Below are 21,097 nucleotides of genomic sequence, written 5' to 3' on the forward strand. Positions count from 1 at the left end.
GAAGGTAAGGTTCAAACGAGAAGGTATCTTATCAGGCTAGGCCGAAAATGTATCTTGATTATCTCGATACCGATAACACAATATTGCGCTTATACATCCACGTGAGATTTTAGTAATTGCAGCACAAAATCCATGGTTTTATGGCAATTAGGTTGTTCAACTAAAATCAGCTTATCACGGTTATACATAGGTAAAACCTCTAACCAACGCTGACTCACCCAAGCGGCATCTTCTAAATGCGTTTGTGAATACAATTCCAGTAAATCTGGATTCACTTGATAAAATTGTTCAAGTGCGGCGCTGATAATTTCAAACTCACCCGCAATGGGCTCATGGCACCAATTAGCGCAAGGGAGCGCACGAGCAATCCAACAACCATCTCGTTTTTGCGCGGCAGATAAAATTTTAAGACGCTGTGTTCCCTCAACAACGATGCTTAAAGAATCATCATCTAACTGGTTGAAATCAATAATATTGCATTGGGTTGCTGCAATATAACAAGGCAGTTCGCTATTCACTTTCAATGGCGCAAATGCTAAACCATAGTGACCTTTTAATACATCGGCAACCATGGCTAAATCACTCGGTGCCACAACTCGAATTTCAAGTCGTCCACCGGGTAATAGCACTGCATCTTGAATCAGTAATGCTACTTCTTTTGTTTGCATAACAGCCTCCTACACCATAGGTGAAGTTACTGAACCAAAGTCAAATCAATGAAACAAGTGTAGCAGTGGTTAATTATTCAACAACTTAAGCAGCATAATATAATGCTTACTACCGACATAACCACCCGTTTTCGCTACGCCCTACTCCAATAGACCTTAATCAATACGACTATCTTTCAAAAAAAGTACAAAAAACATTCAATTTATTGAATCTTATAAACGCTCAATACGATCCATAATAGTGCCGGAAGCGACAATCTCAGCAAACTCGTCAGCTAATACCTGGCTTTGTTGCACGCTTTGCTGCCAATAAGCAATTCGACTTTCAGTATCTAAATTTTTAAAGTCTTCACGGTCAGGAATTTTACTAAACGGCAAGCTTGCAATAAATTGCTTACTGGGCGCTAAAATTAATCCATTGTGATAATTCGCTTTCGCTTTACGCCACAACAAGGATTTATCAAACCAGCCTGGGCTCATGTACGGATAAAAGTGCGGATACAAACTTAACCCTGTCGCAGCGGGTAATGGCATATCAAAATGATAATCGGTTATGCCTCCATCGTAATAATGGCCTTTTGGCGAGCCTTGCAGATCTTTTACCGGATCGAGCAATAGCGGGATCGATCCTGTCGCTAGTAATCCATGACGGATATTGTCTTGAGTTAACTCGACATGTTTGGTGGGCAAATCTTTCAAACGTCTAAAAGGTGATGCGGCGTCTTTATGGCTTAAAATAACCCGCTCGAAGTGCCAGCCTAAGCTTTTTCGATTGATGACATTACTTACCGCTGCCATCGATAATCCCATCATTAAGCCAAATTTGGCATGAATGCGATTTAAATGACGGGCACGGCAGGCCACCATATGATGACGAATTAACGGATTAGCAATAATATCAGCGCCTTGCTGTTCACCTAAAATGCCATCAACAATTTGCAATACTTGGGCACTGACTTGTTCACGCGTCGGCTTTTTTTCGTAATTCTGATGAATATAAAAATGCTCTAAACGTTCATAAGCCGCTAATGGATCTTGTTGCGCCATACAAGCTAAACGCCACGCACCCGACGATGCGCCCATAGTATAAAGAGGATCTTGGCGCCCCTGAAAAAACTCACTAAATAAATATTTATCTAAGCCTGCTATCGCCAGCCACTTAGGCCCGCCTGATGCAGCAAAGAGCTGAGTAAATAATGATTGATCTAAGCCATTCGCTTCTAGTTGTTCGTAAGCCGTTGGTCCAGCAAGTAAACGTAATGCAGGCAATGTACAATCCTTCTTATATTTGTAATGCTGTTATCTTGGTAAAACTGTATGCTTTAGCGCTAACACGCTAGCATATTTTTATGGTTCTTATCTTACGGAATTTTTATGATTGTTGATACTTTAGCAAATCGCCACCTATACACTCAACTTAGCCCGAGATTAGCCAAAGCATTAGCTCATCTCGCGGACACCGACTTTAGCCAGCTTGAAGTGGGCAACTATCCGCTTGAAGGCAAAGACATTTTCGTTATCGTCAATGACTATGAAACTAAGCCTAAAGAGATCGAACCCTTTGAAGTTCATCAACAGTATATTGATGTGCAGTATGTGGTTAGCGGTGAAGAAGAATTTGGCTATTTACCGTTAGCCAATCAAACGCCTTCTAAGCCTTATTTTGACAAGCATGACTATGCTGAATACGACTATGAATCTAACAAAGATGATGCGGCGTTTATTCCGCTAAAAGCCGGCATGTTTGCATTGTTTTTTCCTGGTGACATCCATATGCCGGGCACCAGCCCTACACCACAAAAAGTCCGCAAAGTGGTGATAAAGGTACGGGTATAACCTTAAAACATGACCAACGCTCAGTCCTACTACTGAGTTATGAGTAAGACATCGCTATTTGATAGAAGTCTGCTAAAGTTAATTCGAGCACAAGAAGCACCTCGACAGAGCACTTGAGATAGTCTCAATAGAACACTGAAACAGACTTCAATATCATTGTTATACCTAAGCTAAAGACAAATATGCACTTACCCTGTGTAAAATAGAAAAGGCCCCGAGACTCTCCGCTCGGGGCCTTTTTTTGTCAATTAAACACGCATATCATCATGGATAACACTCATATGGTAAGTTGAACCGTTGAAGTGGTATTTTTTAATGCGATGAAGATCAATTCTTGTTAAAATCAGGGCAACTTTATAGGAGAGTCTTTCAATGGCAATGTATGTAGTGGGTCACAAGATCCCTGATTCAGATTCAATTTGTGGTGCTATAGCATTAGCATATTTAAAAAACCAAATCGATGAACCGGCAATTGCAGCCCGTTTAGGCGAGCTATCACCAGAAACCGCATTTATTTTAGAAAAATTTGGTTTTGAAGCACCAGAATATAAAACCAGTTACGCTGGTGAAGAAGTCTATATTGTTGACCATTCAGAAATTACTCAAGCGCCAGATGATATCGCTCAAGCGACTATCGTCGGTATTGTCGACCACCACAAATTAGGCGACCTAACCACTTCTACTCCGCTAGAATGTTGGATCCGCCCAGTAGGTTGCAGCAACACCGTCATTAAAATGATGTTCGATTTCTACCAGGTAGAAATTCCAGCAAACATCGCTGGTATCATGATGTGCGCTATTTTAAGTGACACGGTAATATTTAAATCACCTACCTGTACCACTGCCGATATCCGTTGCGTTGAAGCGTTAGCTAAAATCGCCGGTGTAGAAGACTTTAAAGAACTCGGCATGGACATGTTTAAAGTAAAATCAGCAGTTGCAGGCACGCCAGCGCGTGACCTTGTTATGCGTGACTTTAAAGACTTCAACATGAACGGTAACCTAGTGGGTATTGGCCAATTAGAAGTTATCGATTTGTCTGTATTTGACGACATCAAAGCTGACCTAGAAGCTGATATTGCTAAATTGAAAATTGAAGGCAATCGTCACAGCGTATTATTGCTGCTAACCGATATCATGAAAGAAGGTTCAGAAATGTTAGTTGTTTCTGATTCAGCAGACTTAACTGAGCGCGCTTACGGTAAACCTACCGTTGATGGTCGCGTGTGGTTAGACGGCGTATTAAGCCGTAAAAAACAAGTTGTACCTGCACTGCAAGATGCCTTTGCAAAGTAACTCGTTGTAAACATCTCAAATAAAGAAAAAGCTGAATCAATTGATTCAGCTTTTTTTATGCTTCAACGCCTATCTATTATGTCGATTAACTAACTTGGTATATCACAGCCCCATAGCTCAATGGAGGGCTGCTCAGTGGTAGGCTCACCCACCCAATAACTCATAGAATGGCATTGTTGCCCAGCCTGAGTCGATAACACACATAACTGATAATCGCCTGCTTCTGGCGTGCGGCCCAACTTTAGCATTGGCAAAATAGGCAAATGCGCTTTGTAGTGCCAACTGCCATCTTTTAACACTGCATCGGCAGGAATCTCCATTCCTGCGCCACTGCCTTTTACCCTTGCTTGTTCTAAAATAAAACCTTCATTAGTTAATCGATAATCTTCGGCCCAACGAATTTTCTCAATTGTGTGAGTCCAAGACAATGTCATCTGTTCAGCAGGCACTTGAGCCCAAATCGTGCCTGCTAAACCCAAACATAGCCCTAGCATTATTCGCCCTGCGCTAAACGTTTTAGCTTACGTGCTCGCCATACGTGGTGCAAAATAAACGCCAGTGCCAAACCAAAACCTAACTCATCACTCAGCGGTGTCGCCATAATCAAACAGCCACCAGCAATAAAGCCTAAAACACGTTCCCACCAATAAAGGTTCTGTAATAAGTAGCCGGTAAATATCACGCCCCAAATACCAATAGCCACCGTCGCTTTAAGGACCACATAAACCGTTTCTAGCACACCACCACTTTGGAGCATTAACGCAGGGTCGTACACCGCCATAAACGGAATAATAAACCCAGCAATGGCAATGCGAATGGCCCATAAACTGATTTTTAAGCCTTTCTCTTTAGCGATTGGCGCCGCGGCGAAACACGCTAGGGCAACTGGCGGTGTAAGGTCTGCCATAATGCCAAAATAAAACACAAACATGTGTGACACAATTAACGGCACACCTAAATCCAGTAACGCTGGCGCGGCAATTGAGCTGGTAATAATGTAGTTAGGAATGGTCGGGATCCCCATACCTAATACCAAACACGTCACCATCGTCAGCACTAAAGACAAAAATAAGTTATCTTGGCCGACAGCCAGAATATAGCCGGCAAACGTTGAAGCAATACCGGTTAGTGACACAACACCAATAATCACGCCCACTAGCGCACAAGCAATACCTACAGGTACAGCATGGCGAGCACCTTCAACTAATGCATGCAAACATAATGTGAGAGTTTCTTTACCACCTTTAACAAACCAACAAACCACCACCAGCATGGCAATAACGCCAAACATCACCCCAATACCTAACTGGAAAAAGCCTGCGCATATCACCCCTAATGCTATCCAAAAAGCAAACCGCATAGCAGCAGATGATAGATTGAGAATAATGGCCGAACCTAAAATTACAATCGCAGTCAGTGCTAAGCCAACCATGCCGGAAAACAGCGGTGTACGACCTGAAAACAACAAGCCAATCAAAATAAATAATGGGATTAATAAGTACCAACGCAACTTAATTGCTGCCCACGGATCTGGACATTGGTCTTTAGGTAAACCAGATAAATTGGCGCGTTTAGCTTCTAAATGCACCATCCAGAACACCGAACAAAAATACAATACCGCGGGGATCATTGCCGCTTTAGCAATTTCAATAAATTGCACATTAATGGTTTCAGCCATAATAAAGGCTACGGCGCCCATAATCGGCGGCATAATTTGGCTGCCCATACTGGATGTGGCTTCTACACCCCCCGCAAAAGCAGACCGATAACCAAAACGCTTCATTAGCGGAATAGTAAATTGGCCAGTGGTGACCACATTGGCAACCCCCGAACCGGTAATAGTGCCCATGAGTGCCGACGATACCACCGACACTTTTGCAGGCCCACCCACTTTATGCCCAAATAAGCCCATAGCAAAGTCGGTAAATAAGCGGATCATTCCAGCTTGCTCTAAAAAGGCCCCAAACAGAATAAACAAGAAAATATAGGTCGCGGACACATAGGTTGGCGTGCCGTATAAGCCTTCGGTACCAAAGGCCAACTGGTTAACTATTTGGTCGAAACCATAACCTCGATGCATCAATTCACCGGGTAAATACTCACCAAACAAACCATAGGCCAGAAACATACCGCAAATAATCGGCAGGGCTATTCCCATCACTCGTCTTGCGGCTTCAAACACTAAAGCCACTAACACCACACCAATAATCATGTCATTTTGGGTTAAGTCACCGGAACGTTGAATTAAGTCTGCTTCAAACACCCATTGATAAACTGCGGTAGCCATACCCGCTAAACCGAGTATCCATGCCAAAGGTTGCCATGGCTGACTCTTGCCTATACCTGGATAACTAATAAACACCACTAATAATAAAAAGCCCACGTGTACGGCGCGCAATACTTGTGTCGAAACTGGATGAAATGCCGCGGTGGTAATTTGGAAAATAGAAAAAATCAATGCTACTGCAAACAAGGCTTTTGGCCAGTTGCGAGTATCGGCACTTAAGCCTTGCTCTGGTTCGGTAATTTGGGTTGGATCGCTCATGGTATGCCTCGACACTTACTACAACTAATAACCTCAGCTCAGAAAAATGAGTCAATTAACAATGACGTTGACTCAATCAGTCACTCTTGATCTAAAACGGAAGTTAGCAAATATGGTTGAAAGACAGAAATAAACAAGCGCTTGCTGGGTTTACCAAACAAGCGCTGTTAACTTAAGACTATTACTTATAGCGCATTCACTTCTTTGTAATAGCGTTCTGCACCTGGGTGTAGTGGAATAGGCAGATCTTTTGCCGCTGTGGCTAAACTGATCGCCTTAGCAGCTGAGTGAGCAGTACCTAAACGGTCTAGGTTTTCAAACATCAGCTTAGTCATTTGATAAGCAATCTCATCAGACACCTTACTGTGGCTTACCAATAAGTTTTGTATCGCAACCGTACTCACATCTTCTGTTTGGCCTTCGTAAGTATTGGCCGTAATCACCCCAACTTGATAAGCAGGATTATTAATTTTAGCGACAACATCCGCAGGGATAGCCACAAAGTTGATATCCATTGTTGCGGCTAAATCACGAATGGCAGCCATACCTAAACCAGACGATTGTAAAGTCGCATCCAATTGGCGGTTTTTAATCAGCTCAACAGATTCGGCATAAGGCAAAAACTCCACTTTACCCATGTCGTCGTAACTGAGTCCTGCAGCAGCAAAAATAGCGCGAGCGTTTAGCTCAGTACCTGATTTTGGCGCCCCGACAGAAATACGTTTGCCTTTTAAATCTGCAAGACTATTAATACCGGCATCTTTATTGGCGACAATTTGGATGTAGTTAGAATAAGTTGCCGCAATAACGCGTAATTTTTTAAGCGGTGCTTTAAAACCGGCTTCCTGATCACCTTCCCATGCAGCCGATACCGAATCACCTAGTGCAAGCGCTAATTCACCACGCCCAGCTTGTAATAAATTGAGGTTTTCAACCGACGCTTTAGTCGCTTGTACTGAGGTTTTAGAGCCCTCAATGCCATTGCTGTAAAGTTGAGATAAAGCCACACCGATAGGATAGTAAACACCACTAGTTCCGCCGGTGAGAATATTGATAAATGTCGGCGCAGCCATAACAGCCGTACTAATAGATAGCGCTGCAGCTGCGCCAATCATGCAAAAACGTTTGGTTAATTTCATCCTGCAATATCCTTATTTTTTATATTGTTATGAGTATTATTATGTCGTTACACTACCACTGACATCCTGTGCAATCTATATAGACTAAAGGCTAATAACATCATTATAAATCGCCTTTATTCCGCGATTTCAGTTACTTCGATACGACACCAATAGCAACATTAGCATTTTTCATCACCAACTTGCTTTAGGGCTGTCTGGGCAGCGAGCAATAAATACTCTGCCATCCACGAGTATAGTTAATTGAAATAAAAAGGTGCCAACAATGTCGGCACCTTTTTAGTCTATGGTGTAAGCCCTAATGAAATGAAAGGCTGGAATGTTATTAAGCCTTACATATTCATACAGTTAGCATAATATGTCACTGTGGCAGGCCAGTCAGAAAACACCCCTATTACCCCGACATCTTTTGCCAGTACATCTAACAGCTCAAAAGTATCACCTTCGTTATCAATCACGTCAGCAATACTCTGATAATACCAACCACCGCCGCCTTGACTCAGTGGCCCCGAACGCTCTAATGACCAAGCAATAATCTTCAAGCCAGCGGCACTTGCTGCTTTGGCATATTCAGATGGCACTATCGCGTTATTGTCTCCTACGGTAACCAGCATCCATAAAGGTGGTGCAATAATCTTGACCCCGTCTGCCGCTAAGGTGTCCATACTCGGTGACCATGTGGCACTGTTTTGCGGATCAAATCCAGCTTGCTCGTCACGGCCATCAAGGTATACCGCTTGATCGGCAAATTCAGGTGCGTTGGCTATCCAATATTTTACATCGTCTAAATTAAACGATTGTGGAAACACTTGCGATGCATCAACACCTGCTGCGGCATATTCATCTAGCATTTTTTGGGCGTAATCTTGTTGGGTAAATCCATCATATGGCATGCTGACACTGGCCGACTTAAGCTCGGGAGTCATCTTTACTCCAGCAGCTTTGAATAAGGCAATACTTTCAGCGTGAGTCATTAACGTGCCATTACCGGCATATAAATCGGTGCGCCAATTTGGCGTGCCATCCATAAACTCTTCTACTGTGGTGGCATTAGGGTTAAAGCCGTCCATTTTGCCTTTTAAGGTTGTAAACTCTGCAAGACTAATATCGCTGGTACAACAGGTTGCCGTTGCACTCACGCCATTGACGGCATCGGCTGGTGAAAATGGCACTGAACATTTATTGGCTAGGGCCGGGATAGCAAGAATATTGGTGGTAGTGGCTAAATCACACTGCGAGTGACGGCAAACTAACTCTTTATCTGCTGTAAATGTCACGTCACATTCCACAATACCTGCGCCCGAATCGATAGCTGCTTGATAAGCTTCTTTGGTATGCTCAGGAAATTGCATTGATGCGCCGCGATGACCAATAGAAAAGTCAGTACGGTAAAATGAATTTGAAGCACATTGCGCTAATTGATCTTTTAACTCACTGTCTTGCATTTGACCGACTAAAAATAGCGGCCTAGGGCCTACTTGAGCGCTAACACTTTTATCCACTTCTGCAGTGGTGTCATTATTGTCGTTACTGTTACACCCCGAAATCCATAACGTACTGGTTAAAACTGAAATGATACCCAGTGTTACACTTTTTTTCCTTGTCATCTTATTGCTCCATGTTGTAATGCGGTAATGTCAGTTGTAATAGTTTGCTGAAAAATTCATCATCAGGAACAGCTTACGCAATAAATATGACTGAATTATCGAATTAATATGACAACCTTAGTTTCTACTGTTTTACCGACCGATTGAATAATATAAAACATGACCCTAACTGCGGTAACGGTAAATAGACAAACAAATAAACGATAGTGAGTAAACAACTAACAATGAGGTCCACAATGGCAAACACAACACTTTATTATGTTCACGATCCAATGTGCAGTTGGTGTTGGGGATATCGCCCCACATGGGATGCTCTGCAAGTTCAACTACAACAGCAGTTTGGTCAGCAATTGAGTCTACAGTATCTAGTGGGTGGTTTAGCGCCCGACTCCGACCAACCCATGCCGCAACCCATGCAGCAAATGTTACAACAAACCTGGCAAAAAATTACTCAACAGCTTGGCACCGTGTTTAATCACGACTTTTGGCAGCATTGCCAACCAAGGCGTTCAACGTATCCAGCATGCAGAGCTAGCATCATTGCTCGCCAATATGGGCTAGAGCAACAAATGATCAACGCCATTCAACAGGCTTATTACCTTAATGCGCGTAATCCATCTGATGTTGATACTTTGGTATCGATTGCGACTCAATTAGGGATCCCCGCAGACTTGTTCACAGAGCAATTAAGCGCTGATGAAACAGAAGATAAATTACTCAAAGAAATCAATTTTGCTCGCCAACTTCCCATTCAAGGATTTCCCTCATTAGTGCTGATGGTCGATAACAATGCCTATCCTATTCGGCTTGATTATCATCAATGGCAAACCAGCTTGGCAGACATACAGACTATCTTGTTAACAACCCAACCGAGTTAATTAGCCCATAAGGACATTAGGACCGCATGACTTAATGACTCTACGCACCGTCACGAGGTAAACGTCAGTTAAGATATAAAGTTTGCACGACGTTGATTAGCCTTTGGCCTTAATGCCCAATATCCTATACTCTGCACGTCGAAAACGACAACGCCCCACACAGGCTTGTTAAACATAACATGAGGCAGTGAATGACAGATCGTAAACGAGGTTTTTTCGGTTGGACATGGTTTGTCATGTGGCGATTTTTGCTATTACTGGCGCTATTGTTACTGCTGCTTAGATTTGTGCCACCACCGACGACGTCATTTATGCTGCAAAGCGATTATCCGGTTAGTCAGCACTGGGTAAGTATTGATGAACTGCCAGCGCACATGCCTTTAGCCGTAGTCGCCGCAGAAGATCAACTGTTTCCAGAGCACTTCGGGGTCGATTTTACCTCCATAACTAAAGCCCTTAACCAGTACGACGACGGCCAAGGTCTGCGTGGTGCCAGTACCATCAGCCAGCAAACCGCCAAAAACCTATTACTTTGGCCGGGTAGAAGCTTCGTTCGCAAAGGGTTAGAAGCCATATTGGCCGTGAGCCTTGAAGCGATTTGGGGCAAAAAGCGTATCTTAGAGGTGTACTTAAACGTAGCCGAATTTGGTAAAGGTATTTACGGCGTAGAAGCGGCTAGCCAGCACTATTTTAATAAATCGGCCCGCTATTTATCCAACAACGAAGCGGCGCGCCTAGCAGTGTTGTTGCCGAGTCCGCGTAACCGAAACCCTAACAATTTAACCCCATACCTGCGCCAAAGAGTCGCTTGGGGTGAAAAACAAATGCGCCAACTTGGCTCTGGCTATTTAAAGCCTATTCTTACCAATTAACCGTCATCAGTTGCCCGTTGTTATTGCTCTTTGTTAAGAGCAATAACAACTCGAACTGCCCTTCATATTTAAAAGATCAAAATATTGATCATTGATAAGCCATTAGCCTTTAATATCATTCAAAAAATACTATTCTCTTCCAATCGTCATCATGTGGCGAAAACATGATACCTACTAACAAGCCAGATGAAAGCCGGAATTAACAGGATTTGAACTATTTTTACTGTTAGAATGCGAGCTCATTTTTATCCGCTTTTACGATCAAGGCAGGCTATGACCGTTCTTCTAATGACTCCACCGATGACCCAGCTGAATACACCGTATCCAGCAACAGCGTATTTAACCGGTTTTTTACGCTCACGAGGCTATGAGGCGGTTCAGCGAGATCCTGCGATTGAGCTTTTCCTTGAGATGATGACAGCGCCTGCGCTGGAGATTATTCGTCAGCACGTAGAAGAAAACTTCGAACACTTTGAAGACGACGAACTGCCAGATGTCATCTTTAATTTTTTGGCTGAATTTGAGCGTTATCACCTCACCGTAGAACCTGCCATTCGCTTTTTACAAGGCAAAGATCCCAGCCTTGCTATGCGCATTAACACCCGCCGTTTTTTACCCGAAGGCCCAGCGTTTGATGCAATTGCTGAGATGGAAGCGGTATCTGGCGACGTGTTGCAAGCCGCCTTTGGTAATTTAGGCGTACAAGATAAAGCCAAGTATTTGGCCACTCTGTTTATTAATGATCTGTCGAACGTTATTACTCAGGGCGTTGATCCCTACTTTGAAGTCAGCCGTTATGGCGAAAAATTAGCTGCGGCTAACCCAAGTTTTGACAACCTCTATGACACCCTCATGGGTGAACCGAGTTTCAGCTCTGAAATTTTGGAGCAGCTGGTCGAGATGTATCTGGAAGACACCCAACCAAGTGTTGTCGCATTAACCGTGCCGTTTCCCGGCAATATGCTGGGCGCGTTACGTATTGCCCAAACCTGTAAAGCCATTAATCCAGACATTCCTATCGTCATCGGCGGCGGGTTTGTTAATACCGAGCTGCGCGCACTAAAAGATCCTCGTGTATTTGAGTTTATTGACTTTATCTGTCTGGACGACGGCGAACGCCCGCTTATCACTTTGCTGGAATACTTTGAAGGCAAACGTGAAATAGACGATTTAGTGCGAACTTATTTTCTCGCAGAAGATGAAAATGGCCAGCCCTATGTCCATTTCAATGAAAACACACAGCTGCACGATATTCCACAAAGCGAAGTTGGCGCCCCAATTTACGATGGCCTGCCACTAGGTGACTACCTGTCTTTATGTGAAATGCTTAATCCAATGCACCGTATATGGAGTGATGGACGTTGGAACAAACTGACCATAGCCCATGGTTGTTACTGGCGTAAATGCAGCTTCTGCGACGTCAGCCTGGACTATATCGACCGCTACGATACTGCAGGCGCCGATGTGCTGGTTGACCGAATCGTAGAGCTTGTCGAAGAAACCGGACAAACTGGTTTCCATTTTGTCGATGAAGCCTTACCACCAAAAACCTTATTTGCGTTTGCAAAACGTCTCATTGAACGCGGCGTAGTGATCAGTTGGTGGGGCAATATCCGTTTTGAGCGGACTTTTAGCCCAGATCGTTGTCAATTACTGGCAGATTCAGGTTGTATCGCCGTCAGCGGCGGCCTTGAAGTAGCGTCAGATCGTCTACTTAAACTGATGAAAAAAGGCGTCAGCGTTGAGCGCGTAGCCCATGTAACCAAAGCATTCAGTGATGCCGGTATTATGGTTCACGCTTACTTAATGTATGGTTTCCCAACACAAACCGAGCAAGAAACCATAGACTCGCTAGAAATGGTGCGTCAGATGATGGAACTAGGTTGTTTCCAGTCAGCCTATTGGCACCGTTTTGTCGCCACCATCCACAGCCCGATAGGCATGAATCCAGAGCAATTTGGTATCACCCTTGCTGAACGCCCAGAGATCTTATTTGCTGAAAACGATGTCGATTTCACCGACCCGACCGGAACGGATCATGACATGCTGGGCGAAGGACTGCGTAAAGCAATCTACAACTACATGCACGGTATCGGCTTCGACCAACCAATGAGTTTCTGGTTCAACGAACCCGTTTCCCGCACTTCAATGAAGAAAGACCTGATATCAAAAGCGATTAATAACTTTATTCTGAGTCATGAAGAGTAGGTAATGAAGAGTAGATTCGGGCTATTTTATTAGAATAAGTAAACGCGACCTAAATAATTGGCAGTCTAATTCTGCTATACAGACGCACCATAACCCTACTTAATATAAGAAAGAGAAAGAGTAAGTGGCTCCAAGGTTAGAATATTGAAGGTTGATTTATCACTGTTCTGCATAGAGAATAGCACCTAATTGAAATAATAATTAACGTGATACATAAAGCATAGGAACGGCAATAAGATGATGACAAAATGGGCGACACGCTTTTTACAAATGGCCGAGCTCGTAGCATCTTGGAGTAAAGACCCTTCCACCCGAGTTGGCGCAGTAATCACCGAAAACAATCGCATCGTCTCGCTAGGCTTTAATGGTTATCCTCACGGAATATCAGATAGCGCTGAAACCGATAACCGTGAAATGAAACTGCTAAAAACGCTCCATGCAGAAGAAAATGCCATTCTCCATGCCAAACGAGATCTCAGTAGCTGTGAGATTTGGGTAACCCACTTCCCCTGCCCAAACTGCGCCGCCAAGATTATCCAAACAGGATTACGTGCCGTGCATAGCCCGCAACCCAACGAAGATTTCCTGTCACGCTGGGGAGATAAGATTAAAGTCAGCGAAGATATGTTTGAGCAAGCAGGCGTTCAAGTCGATTGGATGCAGGTAGATTAACCTTACTTTTTCACCGTCGTTCCGGCAATGCGGTTGAGCCGGAATCCAAGTGTTTATTCTTTGCATTTATGGCCTGCGTGGCACTTCATCATAGTAAAGGGTGAACAGTCTAGCTTCACTTTACTAGCTGGCTTTAAAAGGCTAGGTAAAAATTTAACAATGGATGCCATGATTAATTCGTGTCGTTTACAAGCTTTCTAAGAATATTTGCCAAGTAAAAAATAACAACCACAGAAGGCCAAGCATAAAAGCGACATCTTCTTTAATCGATGAGCCAAACTCTGAGCTATTATCACCAAAAAAGTAACCTACTGGTTTGGAATATATTACTGCCGCTAAGCATAAACCTGGCACAAGATAATACAGCACCCAATCTTCTAAATACGTGCTTGTTTCATCGACACCCATGACAACGTAACTGTGCCCATACATTAGCAAATAGACTACGTATACAAGTACAAGAATAACGGCAAAATACTTACCCCATTTCCATTTTTTTAAGTTATCCGAAAGCGATAAATCGAATTCATGATTTGAATAAATGCCAAAAAAGATCAATGGCAGTATCAGTAAGCAAATGCCTAGAAAAGTACTCAAAATACAGCTCGCTCCAGAAATTTAATAATGGGTGGCATGGTTAACGCCCTGAGCGGATAAAAATGGTTGGTTAAAATCGCGAAGCTATAACCAACTGTTTTTTAGTCCGTTTAAGCAAATTGTTAACTGGTTGCAACGGCAAGATTAGGAACAGCTTTAGCCAAAAAGCTACCTTTTAAAAACCAGTTAACGCATTGCTAATGGGCTGCCGCAGCGCAGCGTAGGAAGTCCCGTGGAGGCCACGCTTTTTGTGGCCGGAACGAAATTGAGCAACTTGTTATGTGTAAATTTTAACTGAACTTTACCGTTTATAACTTCTAAGTTACCAAACTCACCAACAACCTTAAAGCCTTGATTTGTTATAATTAACGAATCTATATTGCCATAATCAATTGAACCATTTATATCTATGCTTGGGTTAACGCTACTTTGTTCAGAAAGCCCTGAATATGAAGTAAAATCCGTAAATTGAATTTCACATTTACGGTAGCAAGTATATTCATCAGGTTTTGGATTTAGATAATGAGGTGAATCAGGCCAAATGCTAGCCTCAATTTTGAATGTGATTTCAGTTGCATTTGAACTCCAACCGAGAACAAACAAGTCATTGAAATCTATACCTTTGAAAATATCCATATACTCGACGATATCCGTTTACACATAACGTTTTAGTATTTATGCGTTGCGCTGTTTGCAAAGCATAAATCGCTTGTTGAACTTGGCCGATGCCACATCCATATTAATCGGTAACTATTAACATAACATGCTATCGGAATTTTCTTTTTTGCGGTAGTGATTTTTTGTACAATATTTCTGCTAATCGATTGTTCTAATTACACCTTTTAAGATGTATTTTTTAGTCATTCAGCCGATTTTTACCATTCATCACAGAATCTCATTATGATGCTTGGTTTAACATTTTCAGGGTTCCATGAATTGAGGTCGTTGAAGAAAATGACGTGAGTCCAGACATGGATGTCTGGCTAGCTTTCGCGGTACAGGATGTACCATCGGAAGCGATAGCATTTTCGAATAAGGCTGAAGCAGACACAAATGCCGATCAAAGTTAAACTTGACCCCATGGCGACCTTTTCGCTGTTTGAAAATGTTGCGGGGCGGCAGGGAGATCCAAGAGGGAACAGCCGTTGGTTTCCTCTTGGTCTGGTGTGGGCGAAGCGCCACGACCTTAGTGGCCGCAGGCCATAAATACAAAAAATAGAGCTGGATCCCCGATAAAAGCACTCGAGGATGACGGCTTAGCGCTAAATTCCAGATCAACAACATTACCGGAACAACTGTGGGTTTGGCCTTTGCAAGGTGTCACTTTAGACCTGTAATTTTTATATGAAAACTTAACAATGGTATGGTTAACTTGAGCTTAACAATACCAACCACGTATTAAATTAACCCAGGGAATCACATGAATATACTGCAACGTTATAACCTACTGTCCACCAGCATATTAATGTGTTGTTTCTTTTTTAGTGCGGGAGTATTTAGTTCGGGTGTGAATAGCTCGGAAGTGAATAGTGTCGATATGAACAGTGCTGATATGAACAGTGCTGATATGAACCGCGCAAGCAGCATGGCAAACATTGATACCAGCAAACTGGGTGACATTAAAGCGGTTAAGTTTAATAACCAACAAGTGATTACCTCGGGTTTACCGACAGAGCTTCAATTTGAACAACTTGCTCAAGCGGGTATCAAAACTGTGATAAACCTTATCCCTAACGACAACCCAAATGCCTTGCCAAATGAGCAGCAGATCGTCACGCAACTGGGCATGAACTATCACAATATTAGTGTGGACTGGCAGCAGCCTACACAAGAAAATCTACAGCAATTTTTTAGCCTGATGGAACAGAATGGCGACGCCCCCGTGTTAGTGCATTGCGCTGCTAATTATCGTGCATCAGCCTTTTATTATTTATACCAAACCCGCCAAAACAAAGCACCGACAATGGCTGAAGCACTAACACCTTGGGGCGACTTACAACAAAGCTTTGCTGAATATCCTCAATGGCAACAACTGATAGAAGATGCAAAACAGCAATATCAAACCAAACAACAGTAATGTAAATACTGCGCTCCCTTTGGCCAGTGCCGAATGAAAGTGCAGGATAAAATCCTGCACTTTCATCCTAACCAATTACCTGTCGCAGGCTTTAGTACAAATAATACCTCCGCTCTCTTCAACAAGCACTAGCTAACTAAGTTAGATGACCTTGTGCTTCAAGACTCATATTATTCAAGACTCATATTATTCAAGATTATCGTCCGACACCGCAAATAATTTCTAGGTACTAACGCTTATTTATAATCATGAATATTGCTCATGCTGCAGGTGAAATAAAACCGTTTTTCTTCATGTCCCGACCCACGTATAAATTACTCATGCTTTTAGCGCCAAACAATATTACAGCTGCTCCCTAATTAAGCCATCAGGCACAAAGCAGACAAAGCTGTAACAGCGACTTGTTAAGAAAATCAGCACTAATAGAACATATCGATAAACAGCAAAACGTAAATTCAAGCTTTTAAATCACAAAATTGGATACCAGATCATCATGAATAAAGATTTCACATTTACGATTAAGAGCATTCGCCTCGATGAAGATTATCATCCATCAGACAGTACACGTATCACCACCAACTTTGCTAATTTGGCCAGAGGAAGCTATCGCCAAGCAAACTTGCGCAACGCGTTAAAGATGATTGATAACAGTTTTAATGCCTTAGCGAATTGGGATAATCCTAAAGGCGATCGTTACTCCGTCGAACTCGAAATCATTTCTGTTGATATGGATATTGAAGGCAGTGGTAAAACCTTCCCATCGATTGAAATATTGAAAACGAATATTGTTGATCATCAAACTAACCAACGCATTGAAGGTATTGTAGGAAATAATTTTTCCTCTTATGTGCGGGATTATGATTTTAGCGTATTACTGCAGGCTCATAATAAAGACCAGCCCAACTTTAGCACTCCAGATAACTTTGGTGAGCTGCATGGCAAGCTGTTTAAGTATTTCGTTAATTCAAAAGCTTACAAACAAAATTTTAAGAAAACACCTGTTATCTGCCTTAGTGTTTCAGATAACAAGACCTATCATCGAACTGAAAATCAGCATCCTGTATTGGGGGTTGAATACCAGCCAAATGAGTCGTCTTTGACTGAGCAATATTTCAAAAAAATGGGGCTACAGGTACGTTATTTTATGCCGCCAAATAGTGTTGCGCCGTTGGCTTTCCATTTCTTTGGCGATCTACTTAATGATTACACTAATCTTGAGCTCATAAGCACCATCAGCACCATGGGAACCTTTCAAAAAATCTACCGACCAGAGATTTATAATGCGAATGCCGCTGCTGGAAAGTCCTATCAACCCAATTTGAAGAACCTGGATCATTCATTAACGCAAATTGTTTATGATCGAGAAGAACGTAGCCAGTTGGCTAATGAGCAGGGAAAGTTTGCTGAGAAGCACTTCATCAAACCCTATCAAACGGTGCTTGAGCAATGGTCTGCCAATTACGTTTAATCGCTGCGTTTAATCATTACACCCAACATACGGCATGACTTATTATGAAAACATTGATTAACAAAAGAATACTACCCACTTCAACTGCAGGCAGTTTACCTAAGCCCTCTTGGCTTGCTGAACCCGAAACACTTTGGTCAGCTTGGAAATTACAAGGTGAGGAATTAATTGAGGGCAAACAAGACGCTTTACGTTTGTCATTACAAGATCAACAACACGCAGGCATTGATATTGTTAGTGATGGTGAGCAAACACGCCAACATTTTGTGACTACGTTTATTGAACATCTTAACGGTGTTGATTTTAATAAGCGTAAAACCGTTAAAATTCGTGATCGCTATGATGCCAGTGTACCAACGGTTGTCGGCCCTGTTAGTCGCCAAAAATCAGTTTTTGTTGAAGATGCCAAGTTTTTACGTCAGCAAACCACGCAACCCATTAAATGGGCTTTACCTGGTCCCATGACAATGATTGATACGCTTTTTGATGACCATTATAAAAGTCGTGAAAAGCTAGCGTGGGAATTTGCTAAAATTCTTAATCAGGAAGCCAAAGAATTAGAAGCCGCAGGTGTTGATATTATTCAATTTGATGAGCCAGCATTTAATGTTTTTTTTGATGAAGTAAATGATTGGGGCATTGCTTGTTTAGAAAGAGCCATTGAAGGACTAAAGTGCGAAACGGCTGTGCATATATGTTATGGCTATGGCATCAAAGCCAATACTGATTGGAAAAAAACACTGGGCTCAGAGTGGCGACAATATGAAAAAGCGTTCCCTAAACTGCAACAGTCTAATATCGATATTATCTCACTAGAATGCCACAACTCTCATGTGCCAATTGAGCTGCTTGAGCTCATTCGAGGTAAAAAAGTGATGGTTGGTGCCATAGATGTAGCAAGCAATACGATTGAGACACCAGAGGAAGTCGCCAATACCCTCCGAAAAGCACTTCAGTACGTAGATGCCGATAAGCTTTATCCATGCACCAATTGTGGCATGGCGCCCTTACCTCATCATGTAGCAAGAGGTAAGTTACATGCCTTAAGTGCAGGGGCTGACATTGTTAGAAAAGAGCTATCGGCCCAAGGATTATGAACCTTAGGGATTAATATTTATTCAATCTAGGGCGATTTAATCGCAGCGCGAGCACACATCACCTACTGTTGAGTATGAAAACCTTTCAAATCCATCTTATACAAGGGTGCTGGGATCATCTCTGAGGTGATAAAAACACTGTTACCATCTTGGCTGAAACCCACGGCTTCAGCTTGTTTTATCGCTGGCAGAGAAATCTCTTGTGGCGGCGTAGCAAACAACGTTAACCAATCACCTGGCTCAGTTTGAGTAAAATAGAACGCGTGAGTGTAGGTTAATACCACCGCCGATAAACCATCAGCTGATATATCCATGGCTGTGGGTTTCCCGGCAAAACCAATCCAGGTATAGATACTGGCGTAATCGAGCATGGCTGTTGGTAATGGCGCGATTTCGCCTAGCCTTTTGGCCTGTTTGTTAACAATTTGAACCGATGAATTGCTTGAAGCGCTTTGCCCTAAAACCGGAGCGATTAAAGGCAACTCGAATAATATTGGCAGTTTATCGCGTTTGCTCAGTAACAGTATTTTTTGCTTGGCGACATCAACGGCCACAGATTCACAATCGTGTGCACCATCTGGGTAGGTGAATGTCATGCTCCAAACGGGTTTAGCCGCCAGTGTTTTTTGACCATTAAGCTGGCTTAAATCTGGCTCTTTGATCAGATGTAACTGATATTGCGATCGTTTAGCTTGGTTATCACCCACATCGGCGATCAATAAATACGACTCACCTTGATAAACAAACGAGGCGATGTCTTCCCAATCGGTATTCCTAACACCTGTAATGTTGACTGTGGCCAACTGATGACCTTGGGTATCGATGGCAAAAATCCTTGCGGTGTCACCACTGTCGTTATGTACCCACAATATATTGTCGTTGAGCCGCGATACCGCCAAACCACTGGCTTCGTCAATGGTCGGGGCGGTAATACTACCCGCTTGGGTCATGCCTATCGGCATAGCACATGCACTGGTTGATAAAGCTAAGATTAAATACAAAAACACAGAAATACGATTAAACATAATGATGAGTTACTCGAGCAGCCGCAGGCAAAAGTTGGTGTATTCTAACAACAATATCCGAGATGGTTACTAAAAAGATAAAAAACGAATAACTCATATTCATCGAAATTTTAAAGATTACTGATTTGTTATAACCATGCTCGTTCAAATGCATTTGTCATATCAAATGGTTGATTAATACCTTTCACTAACTGCAGTTTACTTCGGTATCTCGCAGGTAATGAATCAAACTTTTTTTGCGCTCTCAATTCTGAAACAGAAAATATTAACAATTTTATTTTGTCTATTTCTTGACCGACAAAAGTATTTTGTTTTTTCTTATTTTCATATTCTAAGTCTAAAAGCACTTGGAGTAACTCTGTGTATTCATCTCCAACACAAAGTCTCATCGCTTTAAGATGCAAATAACCTAAAGCCTCCCCAGCTGAAATGGGTAACTACTTCAGAATGTCTATACTGTTCTCAGATAATTGATTCATTTTTGACATACTTAAACATTTATCATGTTTGATTTCAAAGGCAGTAAATTTATCACCCAATAAATTTAGACCAAAATCTAAGTACTCATCCGCTAAAACTTGTGAAGATGAGGTAGTTAAGATAAATAATAAAAACGATAATATCTTCATTTTACTTTGCAACCATAATGGACTGATTTCCAAAACAATCTCTCCTTTGATGAGATTTCAGATCTTAACATTTGCATACCTGAAATTGTTTCAATTTGATTAAACACCGCCACCTTTATTATCGAATGAAATACATTCTCTATTGTCTAGCGCAAGCTCATAGTTGTCTTGATTTTTATAGCGATAATAATGTCACGACGGTTATTATCTAATTCCCCACGATACTCATATTTTTGATACTCGCTGACTTATCTGCACCTGAGATTTTGTCTCTTCGATTTAGCTTCATTTATAGAAAATTGTAAAAGCAAAAATATTGAAATAAATCCATAGGTGAGTAGTTTTAGTTTTTTACATGACCCATATGAATTGAGGACATCGAGAAAATTCCGTGAGTTTGGCATGTATGCTGCGCTAGCGTTCATTAGGCCAAGGGCGGCCCGTCGGAACCATGAGGTACTGTTGTATTAGACGACAATGGTA

Annotated in this window: 20 protein-coding genes; 9 read left to right on the forward strand and 11 right to left on the reverse strand. The window is 42.3% G+C overall.

The window, feature by feature from the left end:
• Positions 1-89: 89 nt before the first annotated feature.
• Positions 90-668 carry an LON peptidase substrate-binding domain-containing protein gene (locus H5125_RS16685; RefSeq protein WP_101085107.1) on the reverse strand — a complete coding sequence of 193 codons (579 nt, stop codon included), beginning with the start codon at positions 666-668 and terminating at the stop codon, positions 90-92.
• A 213-nt stretch (positions 669-881) separates the two neighbouring features.
• Positions 882-1,937: an alpha/beta hydrolase gene (locus H5125_RS16690; protein WP_162023939.1), complete on the reverse strand. Its 1,056-nt coding sequence runs from the start codon at positions 1,935-1,937 to the stop codon at positions 882-884.
• 105 nt (positions 1,938-2,042) lie between these two features.
• On the opposite strand from H5125_RS16690, the gene H5125_RS16695 reads away from it, so the two are divergent.
• Complete coding sequence (locus H5125_RS16695; protein ID WP_102036963.1) at positions 2,043-2,504, forward strand: YhcH/YjgK/YiaL family protein; 462 nt, start codon at positions 2,043-2,045, stop codon at positions 2,502-2,504.
• Between the two features lie 372 nt (positions 2,505-2,876).
• Positions 2,877-3,800 (forward strand): manganese-dependent inorganic pyrophosphatase, encoded by a 924-nt coding sequence (locus H5125_RS16700; protein ID WP_162023940.1) that lies wholly within the window; start codon positions 2,877-2,879, stop codon positions 3,798-3,800.
• Positions 3,801-3,889: 89 nt separating this feature from the next.
• Here H5125_RS16700 and H5125_RS16705 read toward each other — a convergent pair whose 3' ends face one another.
• The 4 genes from H5125_RS16705 to H5125_RS16720 all read right to left on the reverse strand — a co-directional run bounded on the left by H5125_RS16705 (position 3,890) and on the right by H5125_RS16720 (position 9,091).
• Complete coding sequence (locus H5125_RS16705) at positions 3,890-4,294, reverse strand: DUF1850 domain-containing protein (RefSeq protein ID WP_182744793.1); 405 nt, start codon at positions 4,292-4,294, stop codon at positions 3,890-3,892.
• A complete protein-coding gene (locus tag H5125_RS16710) occupies positions 4,294-6,327 on the reverse strand; it encodes a TRAP transporter permease (protein ID WP_162024405.1) in 2,034 nt (677 codons plus the stop codon). Before H5125_RS16710 ends, H5125_RS16705 begins: the two co-directional genes overlap by 1 nt.
• Before the next feature lie 203 nt (positions 6,328-6,530).
• A complete protein-coding gene (locus H5125_RS16715; RefSeq protein ID WP_011638983.1) occupies positions 6,531-7,484 on the reverse strand; it encodes a TAXI family TRAP transporter solute-binding subunit in 954 nt (317 codons plus the stop codon).
• 332 nt (positions 7,485-7,816) lie between these two features.
• Entirely contained in the window at positions 7,817-9,091 is a 1,275-nt protein-coding gene (locus tag H5125_RS16720; RefSeq protein WP_101085103.1) for a glycerophosphodiester phosphodiesterase family protein, read from the reverse strand.
• A gap of 236 nt (positions 9,092-9,327) precedes the next feature.
• Here H5125_RS16720 and H5125_RS16725 point away from each other — a divergent pair, with 236 nt between their 5' ends.
• From H5125_RS16725 to H5125_RS16740, 4 genes are all read left to right on the forward strand, one after another.
• Positions 9,328-9,969 carry a DsbA family protein gene (locus tag H5125_RS16725; protein WP_182744794.1) on the forward strand — a complete coding sequence of 214 codons (642 nt, stop codon included), beginning with the start codon at positions 9,328-9,330 and terminating at the stop codon, positions 9,967-9,969.
• 191 nt (positions 9,970-10,160) lie between these two features.
• Positions 10,161-10,841: a monofunctional biosynthetic peptidoglycan transglycosylase gene (gene mtgA / locus H5125_RS16730; protein WP_182744795.1), complete on the forward strand. Its 681-nt coding sequence runs from the start codon at positions 10,161-10,163 to the stop codon at positions 10,839-10,841.
• A gap of 273 nt (positions 10,842-11,114) precedes the next feature.
• Positions 11,115-13,049: a radical SAM protein gene (locus tag H5125_RS16735; RefSeq protein ID WP_182744796.1), complete on the forward strand. Its 1,935-nt coding sequence runs from the start codon at positions 11,115-11,117 to the stop codon at positions 13,047-13,049.
• Between the two features lie 237 nt (positions 13,050-13,286).
• Complete coding sequence (locus H5125_RS16740) at positions 13,287-13,721, forward strand: dCMP deaminase family protein (RefSeq protein ID WP_123776657.1); 435 nt, start codon at positions 13,287-13,289, stop codon at positions 13,719-13,721.
• Positions 13,722-13,907: 186 nt separating this feature from the next.
• On the opposite strand, the gene H5125_RS16745 is transcribed toward H5125_RS16740, so the two are convergent.
• Together H5125_RS16745 and H5125_RS16750 are read right to left on the reverse strand one after the other, a co-directional pair.
• Positions 13,908-14,318 (reverse strand): hypothetical protein, encoded by a 411-nt coding sequence (locus H5125_RS16745; RefSeq protein WP_182744797.1) that lies wholly within the window; start codon positions 14,316-14,318, stop codon positions 13,908-13,910.
• 186 nt (positions 14,319-14,504) lie between these two features.
• A complete protein-coding gene (locus tag H5125_RS16750) occupies positions 14,505-14,954 on the reverse strand; it encodes a hypothetical protein (RefSeq protein ID WP_182744798.1) in 450 nt (149 codons plus the stop codon).
• A 784-nt stretch (positions 14,955-15,738) separates the two neighbouring features.
• Between H5125_RS16750 and H5125_RS16755 the strand changes: the two genes are divergently transcribed.
• From H5125_RS16755 to H5125_RS16765, 3 genes are all read left to right on the forward strand, one after another.
• Positions 15,739-16,395 (forward strand): protein tyrosine phosphatase family protein, encoded by a 657-nt coding sequence (locus H5125_RS16755; protein WP_182744799.1) that lies wholly within the window; start codon positions 15,739-15,741, stop codon positions 16,393-16,395.
• A gap of 493 nt (positions 16,396-16,888) precedes the next feature.
• The gene (locus tag H5125_RS16760) at positions 16,889-17,863 is read left to right on the forward strand and encodes a DUF1852 domain-containing protein (protein WP_182744800.1); all 975 of its coding nucleotides are present in this window, start codon (positions 16,889-16,891) and stop codon (positions 17,861-17,863) included.
• Positions 17,864-17,907: 44 nt separating this feature from the next.
• Entirely contained in the window at positions 17,908-18,960 is a 1,053-nt protein-coding gene (locus H5125_RS16765; protein WP_182744801.1) for a methionine synthase, read from the forward strand.
• 62 nt (positions 18,961-19,022) lie between these two features.
• Here the strand turns inward: H5125_RS16765 and H5125_RS16770 are convergent, their stop codons facing one another.
• From H5125_RS16770 to H5125_RS16780, 3 genes are all read right to left on the reverse strand, one after another.
• On the reverse strand, positions 19,023-19,985 hold the full coding sequence (locus H5125_RS16770; protein WP_182744802.1) for a hypothetical protein: 963 nt from the start codon (positions 19,983-19,985) through the stop codon (positions 19,023-19,025).
• A 128-nt stretch (positions 19,986-20,113) separates the two neighbouring features.
• The gene (locus tag H5125_RS16775) at positions 20,114-20,389 is read right to left on the reverse strand and encodes a hypothetical protein (RefSeq protein WP_182744803.1); all 276 of its coding nucleotides are present in this window, start codon (positions 20,387-20,389) and stop codon (positions 20,114-20,116) included.
• A gap of 33 nt (positions 20,390-20,422) precedes the next feature.
• Complete coding sequence (locus tag H5125_RS16780) at positions 20,423-20,647, reverse strand: hypothetical protein (protein WP_182744804.1); 225 nt, start codon at positions 20,645-20,647, stop codon at positions 20,423-20,425.
• Between the last annotated feature and the right edge of the window lie 450 nt (positions 20,648-21,097).

The organism is Shewanella sp. SR44-4 (assembly GCF_014163715.1).
Lineage (GTDB): Bacteria > Pseudomonadota > Gammaproteobacteria > Enterobacterales > Shewanellaceae > Shewanella.

Bases quoted from the DNA above. Each gene is read 5' to 3' on its own strand.
- H5125_RS16685 (WP_101085107.1), bottom strand. From the start codon at position 668: ATGCAAACAAAAGAAGTAGCATTACTGATTCAAGATGCAGTGCTATTA.
- H5125_RS16695 (WP_102036963.1), top strand. From the start codon at position 2,043: ATGATTGTTGATACTTTAGCAAATCGCCACCTATACACTCAACTTAGC.
- H5125_RS16700 (WP_162023940.1), top strand. From the start codon at position 2,877: ATGGCAATGTATGTAGTGGGTCACAAGATCCCTGATTCAGATTCAATT.
- H5125_RS16705 (WP_182744793.1), bottom strand. From the start codon at position 4,294: ATGCTAGGGCTATGTTTGGGTTTAGCAGGCACGATTTGGGCTCAAGTG.
- H5125_RS16715 (WP_011638983.1), bottom strand. From the start codon at position 7,484: ATGAAATTAACCAAACGTTTTTGCATGATTGGCGCAGCTGCAGCGCTA.
- H5125_RS16720 (WP_101085103.1), bottom strand. From the start codon at position 9,091: ATGACAAGGAAAAAAAGTGTAACACTGGGTATCATTTCAGTTTTAACC.
- H5125_RS16725 (WP_182744794.1), top strand. From the start codon at position 9,328: ATGGCAAACACAACACTTTATTATGTTCACGATCCAATGTGCAGTTGG.
- mtgA (WP_182744795.1), top strand. From the start codon at position 10,161: ATGACAGATCGTAAACGAGGTTTTTTCGGTTGGACATGGTTTGTCATG.
- H5125_RS16735 (WP_182744796.1), top strand. From the start codon at position 11,115: ATGACCGTTCTTCTAATGACTCCACCGATGACCCAGCTGAATACACCG.
- H5125_RS16740 (WP_123776657.1), top strand. From the start codon at position 13,287: ATGATGACAAAATGGGCGACACGCTTTTTACAAATGGCCGAGCTCGTA.
- H5125_RS16750 (WP_182744798.1), bottom strand. From the start codon at position 14,954: ATGGATATTTTCAAAGGTATAGATTTCAATGACTTGTTTGTTCTCGGT.
- H5125_RS16755 (WP_182744799.1), top strand. From the start codon at position 15,739: ATGAATATACTGCAACGTTATAACCTACTGTCCACCAGCATATTAATG.
- H5125_RS16760 (WP_182744800.1), top strand. From the start codon at position 16,889: ATGAATAAAGATTTCACATTTACGATTAAGAGCATTCGCCTCGATGAA.
- H5125_RS16765 (WP_182744801.1), top strand. From the start codon at position 17,908: ATGAAAACATTGATTAACAAAAGAATACTACCCACTTCAACTGCAGGC.
- H5125_RS16770 (WP_182744802.1), bottom strand. From the start codon at position 19,985: ATGTTTAATCGTATTTCTGTGTTTTTGTATTTAATCTTAGCTTTATCA.